The 13,402-nt window shown below is 35.6% G+C and carries 12 protein-coding genes; 3 read left to right on the forward strand and 9 right to left on the reverse strand.

What is annotated here, in order from left to right:
- Nucleotides 1–4 precede the first annotated feature (4 nt).
- Both LCM23_RS19165 and LCM23_RS19170 read right to left on the reverse strand, forming a co-directional pair.
- Nucleotides 5–658: an ABC transporter permease gene (locus LCM23_RS19165; RefSeq protein WP_224938364.1), complete on the reverse strand. Its 654-nt coding sequence runs from the start codon at nucleotides 656–658 to the stop codon at nucleotides 5–7.
- A 15-nt stretch (nucleotides 659–673) separates the two neighbouring features.
- Complete coding sequence (locus LCM23_RS19170; protein WP_224938365.1) at nucleotides 674–1,813, reverse strand: betaine/proline/choline family ABC transporter ATP-binding protein; 1,140 nt, start codon at nucleotides 1,811–1,813, stop codon at nucleotides 674–676.
- A gap of 307 nt (nucleotides 1,814–2,120) precedes the next feature.
- Between LCM23_RS19170 and LCM23_RS19175 the strand changes: the two genes are divergently transcribed.
- The gene (locus LCM23_RS19175) at nucleotides 2,121–2,648 is read left to right on the forward strand and encodes a GbsR/MarR family transcriptional regulator (protein ID WP_224938366.1); all 528 of its coding nucleotides are present in this window, start codon (nucleotides 2,121–2,123) and stop codon (nucleotides 2,646–2,648) included.
- Nucleotides 2,649–2,765: 117 nt separating this feature from the next.
- Entirely contained in the window at nucleotides 2,766–3,788 is a 1,023-nt protein-coding gene (locus LCM23_RS19180; protein ID WP_224938367.1) for a DUF1646 family protein, read from the forward strand.
- 287 nt (nucleotides 3,789–4,075) lie between these two features.
- Here LCM23_RS19180 and LCM23_RS19185 read toward each other — a convergent pair whose 3' ends face one another.
- Together LCM23_RS19185 and LCM23_RS19190 are read right to left on the reverse strand one after the other, a co-directional pair.
- Nucleotides 4,076–5,134, reverse strand: coding sequence for a DmpA family aminopeptidase (locus LCM23_RS19185; protein ID WP_224938503.1), 1,059 nt, complete (start codon nucleotides 5,132–5,134; stop codon nucleotides 4,076–4,078).
- Between the two features lie 49 nt (nucleotides 5,135–5,183).
- Complete coding sequence (locus LCM23_RS19190; protein ID WP_224938368.1) at nucleotides 5,184–5,384, reverse strand: IDEAL domain-containing protein; 201 nt, start codon at nucleotides 5,382–5,384, stop codon at nucleotides 5,184–5,186.
- A 253-nt stretch (nucleotides 5,385–5,637) separates the two neighbouring features.
- Here LCM23_RS19190 and LCM23_RS19195 point away from each other — a divergent pair, with 253 nt between their 5' ends.
- The gene (locus tag LCM23_RS19195; protein WP_224938369.1) at nucleotides 5,638–6,816 is read left to right on the forward strand and encodes an MFS transporter; all 1,179 of its coding nucleotides are present in this window, start codon (nucleotides 5,638–5,640) and stop codon (nucleotides 6,814–6,816) included.
- 159 nt (nucleotides 6,817–6,975) lie between these two features.
- Here LCM23_RS19195 and LCM23_RS19200 read toward each other — a convergent pair whose 3' ends face one another.
- From LCM23_RS19200 to LCM23_RS19220, 5 genes are all read right to left on the reverse strand, one after another.
- Nucleotides 6,976–7,950 (reverse strand): bile acid:sodium symporter family protein, encoded by a 975-nt coding sequence (locus tag LCM23_RS19200; RefSeq protein ID WP_224938370.1) that lies wholly within the window; start codon nucleotides 7,948–7,950, stop codon nucleotides 6,976–6,978.
- A gap of 119 nt (nucleotides 7,951–8,069) precedes the next feature.
- A complete protein-coding gene (locus tag LCM23_RS19205; RefSeq protein WP_224938371.1) occupies nucleotides 8,070–8,357 on the reverse strand; it encodes a DUF3219 family protein in 288 nt (95 codons plus the stop codon).
- Between the two features lie 229 nt (nucleotides 8,358–8,586).
- Nucleotides 8,587–9,939, reverse strand: a complete 1,353-nt coding sequence (locus tag LCM23_RS19210) for an aspartate aminotransferase family protein (protein WP_224938372.1) — start codon at nucleotides 9,937–9,939, stop codon at nucleotides 8,587–8,589.
- Nucleotides 9,940–9,955: 16 nt separating this feature from the next.
- Entirely contained in the window at nucleotides 9,956–11,422 is a 1,467-nt protein-coding gene (locus LCM23_RS19215) for a CoA-acylating methylmalonate-semialdehyde dehydrogenase (RefSeq protein WP_224938373.1), read from the reverse strand.
- A gap of 205 nt (nucleotides 11,423–11,627) precedes the next feature.
- Nucleotides 11,628–13,211, reverse strand: coding sequence for a PucR family transcriptional regulator (locus tag LCM23_RS19220; protein ID WP_224938374.1), 1,584 nt, complete (start codon nucleotides 13,209–13,211; stop codon nucleotides 11,628–11,630).
- Nucleotides 13,212–13,402: the final 191 nt, after the last annotated feature.

Below are 13,402 nucleotides of genomic sequence, written 5' to 3' on the forward strand. Positions count from 1 at the left end.
CACCTTATGCTGTTTTTTCTTTGTCACGCATTGATTTAGGCGTAACCTTAAATTCTAATTTTCCAAGTATTAAATCGACTATTAATGCGAGTATGGTGACAGGAATCGCACCTGCAATGATAAACTCAGTTTGATATAAATTTAACCCGCTAAAAATAAAATCACCTAAACCGCCTGCACCAATAAACGCAGCTAATGTAGCCCACCCAATTAAATATACTGTCGATACACGAATACCCGCCATAATAACAGGGATGGACAGTGGTAGTTCAACATATCGAATTCTTTCCCATCCAGTCATGCCCATCCCACGACCAGCTTCTAATAAGCTTTTATTAACATCTTTCACACCTGTATATGTGTTTCTTAAGATAGGCAGGACTGAATAGAAAAATAAAGCAATAATGGCGGGGATTTTACCTATTCCAAGAACAGGAATAAAAAACGCTAAAATTGCGAAACTCGGAATTGTTTGAATCATACCAAGCACTCCCATTACGGGTGATGCCGCTTTATCGAATCTTGTAAGAAGTATACCTAAAGGAACAGCTACAATGACACCAAGAGCTGCAGCAATGACTGATATATATAAATGCTCCCAAGTTTTGATCAATAAATCCGAACCGTTATTATTTAAAAAGTCTATGATGGCACTCATTTATATCTCCCCCTTCTACTGTGCACGTTCTAGCTCTTCGTCTCCCCAAATAGAGTCATAAACGATATCGACTAAACTTGTTCTAGTCACAATACCGACAAGATGTCTTTTCTCATCTACAACCGGCACATATTTAAGCCCTTTCTTTAATATTTGCCTGATCGTATCACGTACAAGCGCATCTTTATACACAGAAAATGTATCAGGGATTAATATATCGGCTACGTCTTTTGCTTTTTTCCTGTTTTGATCAATGGCTTCCACATCAATATATCCTTCTAAAACTCCTTCTTGATCAATAACCAATAGTGAGTCTACACGATTTGTTTTCATAACAGTTATCGCATTAGATAATTGCTCATCACTTGTAATGGTTACAGGATGCGCATTCATTATTTGCTCCACTGTTGTAATGTTTGGTTTTGCTTGCACTAATCTTTCTTTTCCAATAAATTCTTCAACAAATTCATCGGCAGGTTCACGTAAAATTTCGTCAGGAGTCCCACATTGTACAAGCTGTCCATCACGTAAAATGACAATTCTGTCTGCTAGTTTAAGCGCTTCGTCCATATCATGCGTAACAAAAACGATTGTTTTGTCTAATTTCTTCTGCAAGTTTTTAAATTCATCTTGTAGGGCATCTCTCGTAATTGGATCGAGTGCACCAAATGGTTCATCCATTAAGATTAACGGTTGATCAGCGGCTAACGCTCTCAAGACACCTATACGTTGCTGTTGTCCTCCACTCAATTCGTGTGGATATCTCTCTAAATAATCAGGAGTCATATCAACGAGAGAAAGAAGCTCTTCTGCCCGTTTTTTTCTTTTTTCTTCTGGCCATTTTAAAAGTTTAAGCACAAGTGAAATGTTTTCTTGAATAGTCATATGTGGAAATAGACCAATTTGTTGGATGACATAACCGATTTCTCTTCTCAGCTTAACCGGATCTTTCTCCATAATGTCTTCATCATTAATGAAGATTTTGCCTTCTGTTGGTTCGATTAAGCGGTTGATCATTTTCATTGTTGTTGTCTTCCCACAACCACTTGGGCCGATAAATACAATAAATTCACCCTTCTTAAATTCTAAATTTAAATTAGAAACGGCTGTTTTACCGCCTTTATACTTTTTTGATACATGCTCAAATTTCAGCATTTATAACACCCCCATTTTTTCTCTACCACAAACAATACCCAGTTCTCCGTAATATGAATCCTCTTGTCAGACTTTTTACTTACATAACGTAGTATATTATAAACTTCATGAAATAAAAAGTTTACAAAGTGTACATATTTTATAAAAAATAGTTAAAATAAATATTGTATAATGTTTTTACTCGTTATATCTTATAATAGCTACGTAATCATACGAATTACTCCCAAAGGTGTGATTATGTAAATTTTTTTCAAATATGGTACATTGTCATTAACTAAATGATCCTTATATTGAAAGGGTGATTGGATTGAGCGAAAGTTTTGATCAAATTGAATCTATTTTCATCGATAAAATAGCGGATAATATGAATACGTATGGTGTTTCCTCAACGGTTGGTAGAGTGTTAGGGATTATTTATATGAACAGAAAACCGATGACACTTAGCGAGTTATCGGAAGCAACGGGCATGAGCAAAACACGAATGAGTCAAGTAGTAAGAGAAATGGTGGAGTTAAATATAGCGGAAAAAGTATTTGAGAAAGGCATCCGTAAAGACTTATACAACGTTGAACAAGACTATTACCAAACGTTCGTATCACTATTCACTTCCAATTGGCAAAAAGCGATACAAAAGAACAAACAATTTGAAAAGAAAATAAAAGAAGAGCTTCATCTTATCACATCAAAAAAGGAACTTACCGTCGAAGATGAATTAAAGATAAATGAATTATTAGCAGAAGCAAAGGAATGGATGGAATACTACAAATGGCTAGCTAATCTTGTAGAGTTTTTTGAAAGTGGGGAAGTATTTAAACATGTACCGAAGCCATACTAAAGAATTAGCTATAACCGTTCTTTAATATTTATTGTAAAGTTTGTCCTATCTTTTCATATATATAACATATCCAACCGTTCCTAAGGTTAGGAAAAACAATTAAATGGGGATTGTTATATGTTAACTGGACTGATCATCATTTTTTTACTTGTGTTATTTCTGCCCTTTAGTTCAAAGGTAGTCGAAGAAAATTTAGAAATATTTCTTTTCTTTATGGGCGTTTTAGCTGTTTTTATTAGCCAAGTCTATACGGAAGCATTATTTTTTAAGGCAGCAATCGCACCAATTAATATCGCAATAGCGGTTTTTATAGCAGGTGTGTTATTCAAGTGGTTTCGACGCGGACTGCAAAATTCAATCGTCTATGTTAGTGAACGTGTGCCCTTTTGGTTTTTTATTTTTTTCACAGTAATCTTTTTAGGACTGATTTCAAGTGTTATAACTGCAATTATTGCCGCACTCATTCTTGTCCTTATTGCTTCTTCACTTCCACTACATAGACAGTCATTAATCATATTTGTTGTTCTTTCCTGTTTTTCTATTGGTCTAGGTGCATCTTTAACACCGATTGGTGAACCACTTTCAACAATCGCTATTAGTAAATTAAATGAGGATTTCTTTTTCCTTATCAATTTAGTTGGTAAAGAGATTCTAATTGCCTTGTTATTCTTCGGTTTACTAGCCGCTATTTTAGTTAAACCACCCAGGCAAACAGATAAATTCAGCAAAATGGTGCAAAACGAGGAAGAAGGCTACGGTGAAATAAGTATTCGTTCTTTAAAAATTTATTTCTTCGTAATGGGGTTAACATTTTTAGGTGCAGGATTTGAACCATTAATTAGCCAATATTTGATAAACCTCTCGCCTTCTGCTCTGTACTGGATTAATACATTATCTGCAGTACTTGATAATGCGACATTAGCTGCTGCGGAAATTAGCCCTTCTATGAGTAATCAAACCATACAAGCGATATTACTCGGCCTTTTAATAAGCGGTGGGATGCTTGTTCCGGGCAATATCCCGAATATTATTGCAGCCGGTAAATTAAATATTACGAGTAAAGAATGGGCGAAAATCGGTTTACCTATAGGACTAGTATTCATGCTTGCTTTTTTTATTGTGCTATTGTTTATTCAATAATTAATCTCCTATAGAAAATAGAGACTTTCTTTGACATAAACGATTGACCAGCTGTAGGCTATCTTATTTACACTCATTATTTATAGAAACAAAACTTCACATAATAGAGTAATAGCGGAGACAAATTGAATCGTAAATGCCTCCGCTATAACATTTGCAGTTTAATCAATAATGGTCTGATGCTGTATTATTTAACTAAATTTTTTTCGAGGATTATTTTATGTATTCCTTTTTCATTTGTATAAGTATGAATAATGTCAAATCCACTTTTTATATTCACTCCTTATTTAAGCTAAATCAAATAAGGAATGTACAACCGTTTCATTTCTTCCAACGGTCGTTTCAGCTTGGGATAATGAGTTCATAATTGCTTCTTCTGTTACTTCTGCTGCTGCTGCAAACAGCTCATTCATAATCGAATGATCTTCTCTTAAAGTTTTCATCGTATGCAAATAAGATGATTGTTTGTGCTTTATTGTATTTGCAGTAGAAAAAGCAATAACGATATCTCCACTACCATGACTATAATGGCTACCCGTCCTACCCAGTCCAATTCCACATCTTTTAGCAACTCGGTGTAATTGTCTATCACTTAACGGAGCATCTGTTGCTAATACAATTATAATTGATCCGTCAGTTGCTTTATCTAACTCTAAAGGATAATGTAGGTTGTTTTTAAAATAACGATCAAAAGGGAATTCAGGTTTTCCTCCAAAATTACTTAAGACAAGACAACCTACATGAAAGAATTCCCCGTCATTTACTGACAATTTTCTAGAAGAAGTACCAATCCCTCCTTTATAGCCAAAACATACCATTCCCTTTCCTGCACCAACTGCACCTTCTTCCACTGGATTTGTTGAAGCGTGCAAGATGGCTTCTATAGTATCTTTAGGCGTAACAACCATTTCTCTTATTGAATTTAGTAAACCATCATTACACTCTCCGGTGACAATGTTAATCGTCCCTGTTGTATCTCCAATGTCTTTATTTTCTTGTAACATATATTGCAGGGTACCTTGTGTAACGGCCGGGACTGAAAATGTATTGGTTAACATAATGGGTGATTCTATCTGTCCTAATTCATTTACTTGTACCAACCCAGTGGTTTTACCAAAACCATTAATAACATACGATGTGGCCACTACTTTTTCTTTAAATAAATTACCACCATGTGGCAAAATGGCAGTGACACCTGTACAGGCATATCCTGTTTCCGTCTTTTCATCAATGGTTTTATGTCCGACTCTCACCCCGGGGACATCAATCAAGCAATTATTTTCCCCTGTCGGTATACTACCAATGATTATTCCTCTTTCTCGTATTTTCAATGCTTTTCTCTCCATTTCTTTCTGTACCAAAAAAGCAACCTTCCTTGAAGAAGGTTGCTTTTTTTTATTCATTCGTTAACTTATTTAATTCATCAGTTAATTCAATAAATCTCTCTTCGTTTCTTTCTTCAAGAGCGTTATCAATTTCTTGGCGGAGCTTTTTCATTCTGAAGTCAAGTATAGCCTTATTTAACACTTGTTCCGCTACGACTGAGTATTGGTTTTCATCGGTTTGGACTGTTGAGTTAAGCGTGTACTTTTCCATTTTGAAATCAACCCCTTGACCTTTTTTCTATTATAACAAAAAATTTCTGATAATTCAAACCTTAAATGAAATTTATCTTATACTCTATTACTAATTGTTGTTAATATAAATATTACCCCGTACTATCTTGATTTAAACCTTTTTAAAATATGTTTATCCACTTCCTTGCAAATATAATTTTCTTTACTATAATGGATATTTAGGGAATCAAAATATATCTATTGGTATATATATTTATAAATGAGGTGGGGTTTTGGATCAATCAACAAATTCATTACAAAAAGAAAGAATTTGGACTAAGGATTTTACATTAATTTGTTTTGCAAACTTCTTTGTATTTTTAGGTTTTCAAATGACATTACCAACATTGCCTTTGTTTGTCGAAGAACTTGGTGGCAATGACCAATTAATTGGGTTAGTCATCGGGATATTTACCTTTTCATCCCTTATTATGCGTCCTTTTGCGGGACATGCGTTAGAATCAAAAGGCAGGCGGTTTGTCTTTCTTATTGGACTAGCTGTATTTGTTCTTTCCGTTGGAGTCATTGGCTTTATAACGAGTATTGCCTTTCTACTTATACTCAGATTAGTACAGGGTTTAGGATGGGGATTCTCTACAACAGCTTCAGGGACAATCGCAACAGATCTTATTCCACAGAAAAGACGTGGCGAAGGGATGGGTTACTTTGGACTATCAGGTAATCTCGCTCTTGCCTTTGGTCCTACTTTAGGATTAGCACTCATTGGCAATATTAGCTTTACTTCTTTATTTCTAATCTGTTCTTTATTAGGACTCGCTGCTTTCATCCTTTCATCATTCATAAAATATAAGCAAGTAGACCATACTGCTAGCGTTGTAGAAAAGAAAAAGTTTGATGTTTACGAGAAATCCGCTCTGCCCCCTTCCATATTAATCTTCTTTGTCACCGTTACATTTGGAGGGATTGCTACATTTCTACCTATCTATTCATTACAAAAAGGAATTGATGGAATTGAATGGTATTTCTTTCTCTATGCTTTAGCGCTACTCATCAGCCGTACTTTTGCAGGTAGAATTTATGATAAAAGAGGGCATCAAGCTGTATTTATTCCAGGTGTGCTCCTTATTATTGCCGCCATGCTTCTACTCGCATGGTTACCGAGTAATGCGATTCTATTTACTGCAGCCATTTTATATGGTTTAGGTTTCGGTACGATTCAACCAGCTTTGCAAGCTTGGTCTGTCAAAGAAGCACCGGTCAATCGTAGAGGAATGGCTAATGCCACGTTCTTTTCTTTTTTTGATTTAGGAATCGGTATTGGATCAATTATGTTTGGACAAATCGCTTTTTACTTAGGATATAGCTCTATCTATATCGTTGCTGCCATTTCAGTTGTTGTTTCTTTATTCATCTATATTGGTATGTTATTACAAATGAGAAAGACCCGCTAACAACCTTGTAAAAAAAAATAAGCCTAATAGAAAAGCCCGAAAAGACATTTTTTCATTGTGATTAAAATGTTTTTCGGGTTTTTAATTAAGACTTATACCAATACTACTATCTTCAAGCTTCGAGATTAGACCACCTTCATAGAACTGTCTCTTTTATCTTCACACTGCCTCTTTCCTCACATTCAGTCGATCCTTTTCTTCAACCTTATTTATAATCATCCCAAATAAAGCTGCTAATATTTGCTGAAATAGCATGCCAATAACAACAGGCACGGCCACTGGCGGTGGGAAATAGGCAACAGCTAAGACAGAGCCTGCACTAATGTTTCGCATACCACCATTAAAAGTAATCGCAATCACCGCTTCCCTATTTTTCCCTACTATTTTTCTAGCAATTAAAAAAGCCACTAAGTATCCTGTAAAGGCTATAAAGAAAACGGTGACAACTAATGCTAATAAACGTAAATCAAAGGCTGTCAAGTAGGATGAAACAACGGCACTATTAATCATTACAACAGTCGCCATACCTATTTTAGAAAATGGAGCAAGTCTTGCACTAAGTATGTTTGAAACCTTCTCTTTTGTGATTGAATTAACAACCATGGCCAAAATAGATGGAATGACAATCATCATGATTAACCCACTCACCATGTTTATGACATCCATTTCCACTTTTGCTCCTACTAAGAGCTTTAGTGTAAGTGGCACAAGTATTGGTGATAATAACGTATCAACGAGAATAATCGTTAAAGTCAATGGAATGCTGCCTTTGTAAATGGAAACCCATATCAGGCTTGAGATACCTGTAGGTATTGCCATCATTAAAATTAGACCAGTAATTGTATAAGTATCATTTGGAAAAGTAATATGACCAACAGTAAAGGCCCATAATGGCATAAAAATATGTAGAACAAATAAGACAATAAATAGTGGCAAAGGATGAGTGATGGCTTCTTTCATCGATGTAAAATTTGCTTTCAAACTACCTGCGAATGTCATAAACGCAAAGATCCATGGGATAAGACTATCTAGGTTTTTTAAATAGACAGCAAAGCATATACCCAATATGACACTAGTAGGAGTAATCAAGGGCATCATTTTATCTAGTTGACTGTTTATTTTCGTTAATATCATCCCTCACTCCTTTCTCTTTTTTATACATATATATTTTAACACTTTTTAGCAATGAATTTTTCGATAAAATAAAAACGTAATATTATGCCTATATGAGCACAATATTACGTTATTCTTGATTATTCACCTAAAACTTCCCGTAAGGTTACATGATAGTCGCCAATTTCGCCTTCACGATACAGATTTGTTACTGATGTATAATATTGAGTTATTGCGGCTTTCATTCTAAGATTATTCGCCGGAACTTGCACATCAAAATTTTCTTCATATAAAAGCACGGCAATATCATGATAGTTCTCACTCGTTACTTTAAAGTCAATGGCAATTTGTTTTAAACCATTTACTAAGGTTTCCTTATATTGATTAATAGGTAATGTATAATTGTTTAATTGTATCTCTTGAACCATTATCATCTGCTCCTTCCTTACAAATTTTATTCTAGCAAATAATGAGCGGAGGTTATATTGATTTGCTTACTAAATAACAATGATACAACCTACATAGAAAAATGAATGATGAGAAATATATTTTCATAACAAATAAAAAAATAGCTAATGACTTCTTAACACCGTTCATACATACATCTATGGAAAAAAGCACTGGTTGCTATAAATGGCAAGCCAGTGCAGCATATAATTAAAGTTGGTTCATTTGCTCTGTTAATGTATCAACTAAAAGAGTGATATCACTATCAGTTATATTTAACGGTGGGGCAAGTGTAATAATATTATTATATCCAGCAACAGTTGCTCCGTTTTTACCTATTAGTACACCTTTCTCCTTACATCCGGAAATGATCTTATTCACATACTCCACAGCTAGCGGTTCCTTCGTCGCCTGATCCTCTACTAACTCAATACCTATTAATAATCCTTTTCCTCTCACATCCCCTACATAAGGGTGATGTTGCAGCTTTTGCAGTAATGTCCTCTTTAGCGCTTCACCGGCCGTTTTCGACCGTTCGTACAGCTTCTCATCTTCCATAATCTCTAGGTTTTTCAATGCTAAAGCGCAAGCAGCAGGGTTTCCTCCAAAAGTATTCACATGGCGAAAGTAATCATATTCTTCTGTTCCTTTGAAATAATCATAGATTTCTTTTTTCACGGCGGTAGCTGACAAAGGTAAATATGCACTTGTTATCCCTTTGGCCATCGTAATAATATCTGGTGAGACCTCATAATTCATAAATCCAAACGGTTCACCCGTGCGACCAAAGCCATTAATAACTTCATCACTAATGAGCAATGCCCCGTGCTTCTCACAAACCTCTTTTACTCCTTTCATATAGTTTTCTGGGGGCATAATAACCCCTCCACCTGTAATAATTGGTTCCATTATGACAGCTGCAACGGTCTCGCTTAGCTCCCACGTCATTACTTTATCTATTTCCTGTACTGATTGAAGCTTGGTAGATGCCAAGGTTTCATCTTCCGGTTGGCGATACATATCAGGTGGTGCGACATGAATAAAGCCTGGTGCGAGCGGTTCATATTTATATTTTCTTTGCGCCTGCCCTGTTGCTGCAAGTGTTGCCATCGTATTCCCATGATACCCACGATACCTAGAAATAATTTTGTAGCGTTCATGTTCTCCCTTTTGCTTATAATACTGTCTAACGATTTTAAATGCGGTTTCATTCGCCTCTGAACCACTATTTGAAAAGAAGAATACATAGCCGCCACCGAGCATTTCATTTAGTTTTTCAGCTAATTTTATCGCTGGTGTATGGCTTTGTGATAAAGGAAAATAACTCATCTCTTTTAATTGTTCGTATGCTGCCTCTGCGAGCTCTTTTCTACCATAGCCTGCATTTACACACCATAAACCTGCCATTGCATCTAAATAGCGATTACCTTCATGATCAGTAACCCAAGCACCATCGGCTTTTTCCGCTATAATTGTGCTATTAGGGCTAAATGGTTTCATCGCGTGCCAAACAACCTCTGCATCTTTCTTAAGCAACCCTTTCTCTTCCTTAATTTCAGCCATGCACTTTTCCTCCTTATTAATAATCAAAACGAGAGGTAATCATCTTCTTCCGGGTATAAAAATTAACACCATCTTTCCCGTTTACATGCAAATCACCATAAAACGAATCCTTCCACCCAGAGAAAGGAAAAAAGGCCATTGTTGCTGGGACACCAATATTGATCCCTAACATACCTGCATCCGCTTCTTCTCTGAACTGACGGACAGCACGCGCATCTTTTGTATAAATCGTTGCGCCATTTCCATATCTTGATTGACTAATATAAGCTAATCCCTCATCTAAATCTTTCGCTCGCAATAAACTTAGCACTGGGGCAAATATCTCATCCTTCGCAATGGTCATATCAGGTGTGACTTGATCAAAAATTGTCGGACCTAAAAATGTGCCGTTTTTCATTTCAGTCATAACAGCTCTACCATCACGTAACAGCTCTGCTCCTTCTTCAATGCCTTGCTCAATATATCCTAAAACTTTCTGACGATGAGAATCTCTTATAACTGGTGTTAGCAGGACTTCTTCATTAGAGCCTTCACCAATAATTAATTCATCTGCTGCTTGTGAAAGCTTTTCCACAAACTCAGATCCATCACCTACCACAACAACTGCACTACAAGCCATACAACGCTGACCAGCACTGCCAAATGTGGAGCTTATAATATGACTAATCGCTTTCTCCATATCCGCATCTGGCATAACAATATGATGATTCTTCGCTCCTGATAATGCTTGCACTCTTTTACCGTAAGAAGCCGCTTTTTCATAGACATATTTCGCAACCGGTTGAGAACCAACAAATGAAATTGCCTTAACGAGGGGATGTTCCAGTAAGCCATTAACTACATCATGCGCACCGTGAACAACATTTAAGACGCCAGCTGGTGCACCAGCTTCCATAAACAACTTCGTCAACTCATTAGATAAAATAGGCGTTCTCTCTGATGGCTTGAGAACAAAAGTATTTCCACATGCAATGGCAAGTGGAAACATCCACAAAGGAACCATCATTGGGAAATTAAATGGTGTTATACCAGCGACAACTCCATGTGGGTAACGAAACATTTGTGAATCGATGTCTTCTGCAATCGTCGACAAAGTTTCTCCCATCATTAGTGTTGGGGCTCCAGCGGCAAATTCCACACATTCAATTCCTCTTTGCACTTCCCCATATGCTTCTTTATATGCTTTACCATTCTCTTCTACGATTAATTTTGCTAATCTTTCATGGTTTTCCGTTAACAAATGATGATATTTATAGAGAATTCTCGCTCTTTTTGGAACCGGTGTTTTTTTCCAAGTTTGAAAAGCATTTGCTGCTGCCTTTACTGCTTGATCAACATCTGATTTCGTGGATATAGGTACCTTTGCAATAATTGCCCCAGTTGCTGGGTTAGGCACCTCCATTGTTTCTGTAGATTGTGAAGGTACCCATTGGCCATTAATAAAATTCTGTAAAGTTTTCGTTCCCTGTTCAATTACGCTCATCATCAAACCTCCTATTAAAGATTGATTATTCTGATTTCATTATCTCTTATTTACTAGCTCCTTTTCATTAGACATACTGTAAAAAGGATAACGGTCATTCATAAACAAACGGTCTATATGAAATAGGGGTAATCTCGAAATCAGTGTCTCAAAGGAAATCGTAACAAGCAAAATAAACCGACTACTAGAGACGGTTCATTCCTTTTTACTTTATTTGTTTTAAATCCATTGGTCGCTGGATAAAATCATAGCTTAATAGCATAAATTCCAATGCCAATCTTTTCTCATGACTCATAAAGTCGGAGCCTAATAACTGCTCAATTTTTTCCAACCGATGATATAATGTTTGTCTAACAATATATAATTTTTGTGCCGTATCTTTTTTTGAGCCATTACAAATTAAGTACATTTTTAATGTTTCCATTAACTTTGATTGATGTGCGGTATCATATTCAACAATCGGCCCTAAATATTCTTCGATCATTCCTTGTAAATTCATGTGTCTACTGGCAACTGAGATAATACGAAATATATGTAAGTCATCATAAAACATACTTGAATACGAACGATGATAAAATTGTTGATTCACTTGGATTGTTTCTAATGCCGTTTGATAACTCTCATGCACGGCATTTAAATCAGAAACATATTTTCCAATTCCAAAATTAAAAGTCGTGTCTGATTGCATATCCGAAAATAATTGCTTCATTTTTTCAATTGCTTGCACTACTCTCCTCTTCCAATCAGATAATCCTCTTTCATTAAATAATATAAATACAATTGCTTTGTGCTTCTCAACAGCTAAGAGGGAAAAACCTTTTTGTTCTAATATGGAGCGAAAATACAACTTGAAATAGGTTAAATTTTCTAACTTTTCCACTTGATAGACACATACAACCGCCCCTCGAGGTGCTTTCGGTAAATAGGCAGATACATGGTTTAGTAATGAAGGCGTCGTTTCCTTACCTTCTAACCAAGAATTTACCCACTCACTTTCTTCTAATCTTCTTTTTTCTTCTACATATAATTCACGAATAAAGAATTGTGCTAAAGCGTTAGCTGTTCTGTCTACAATTAGCTGATCATATTCTGTTAGTTGATGAGATGAAGAAATGATGATAAGTTCAGCAAATTTCTCACCTAAAAGTTCAATAGTAGCTCTTACGACAAAACGAGAGGGTTCTTGTTGGGCTTGCACCTTCTTTAGGATATTTTCTCTTTTTATTTCCGGTAGTACAGGATAAAACTTCGCACTTTCATCTTGAAATAATAATAGAATTTGCACTTGTAATTCTTCATAAATGACCTTCAAAAGTTCATCATAATGATTAATAGAAAGTAGTTTCTTATTTAAGATATGAGAGATTTTTTCTAAATTTGCTAACATATCATATTGCTGATTAATTAAAGATGTATGAATGTCTTGCGTGATTTCCACGAAAGGAACTTCCTTTAATATGAGTATAATGGGGAAATTCGCTTTGTTTGCCATAGAGATGATTTCATGAGGTATGCCCTTCGTATAAGTGCCATATTCAATACATAAGCCTGCTGCATTCGACTTAATTAACTGTTGTACAATTGAGATAAATAATTCCTTTCTCTCTCGCCATGCAACAGCGGTTGAAAGGATTAATTCATTTCCTTTTAAGAGATTCCCTATTTTTGTTACCTCAACAATATGAACCCACTTCACTTGATCTACTAACCCATCTTTCCCTGCAACTATTTCTATTTGATCGAAATGCTTTCTTTGCAAGATATCATTGACGGTTAAATAGGATTTCATTCTCGCCCTCCTAAATTCTGAATATATAGAATATTAATAGATAACTAGACAAATTGTCAAATATAATAGAAATATTTAATACATTCAGTAAATACAAGAGGCCCACTCCCATGAAAATAAATGGTTATACTTTTTACACATTTCTTAAACGCCTTTTAACAATTCTTCGGATCAATCGCTCTCCATACTCA

Origin of the sequence: Cytobacillus kochii (assembly GCF_020171845.1) — a bacterium.
Lineage (GTDB): Bacteria > Bacillota > Bacilli > Bacillales > Cytobacillaceae > Cytobacillus > Cytobacillus kochii.

Coding starts and splice junctions, on each gene's coding strand:
- LCM23_RS19185 (WP_224938503.1), bottom strand. CDS start 5,134: ATGGAGAGAAAAGCATTGAAAATACGAGAAAGAGGAATAATCATTGGT.
- LCM23_RS19200 (WP_224938370.1), bottom strand. CDS start 7,950: ATGATATTAACGAAAATAAACAGTCAACTAGATAAAATGATGCCCTTG.
- LCM23_RS19190 (WP_224938368.1), bottom strand. CDS start 5,384: ATGGAAAAGTACACGCTTAACTCAACAGTCCAAACCGATGAAAACCAA.
- LCM23_RS19165 (WP_224938364.1), bottom strand. CDS start 658: ATGAGTGCCATCATAGACTTTTTAAATAATAACGGTTCGGATTTATTG.
- LCM23_RS19215 (WP_224938373.1), bottom strand. CDS start 11,422: ATGAGCGTAATTGAACAGGGAACGAAAACTTTACAGAATTTTATTAAT.
- LCM23_RS19170 (WP_224938365.1), bottom strand. CDS start 1,813: ATGCTGAAATTTGAGCATGTATCAAAAAAGTATAAAGGCGGTAAAACA.
- LCM23_RS19220 (WP_224938374.1), bottom strand. CDS start 13,211: ATGAAATCCTATTTAACCGTCAATGATATCTTGCAAAGAAAGCATTTC.
- LCM23_RS19210 (WP_224938372.1), bottom strand. CDS start 9,939: ATGGCTGAAATTAAGGAAGAGAAAGGGTTGCTTAAGAAAGATGCAGAG.
- LCM23_RS19205 (WP_224938371.1), bottom strand. CDS start 8,357: ATGGTTCAAGAGATACAATTAAACAATTATACATTACCTATTAATCAA.
- LCM23_RS19180 (WP_224938367.1), top strand. CDS start 2,766: ATGTTAACTGGACTGATCATCATTTTTTTACTTGTGTTATTTCTGCCC.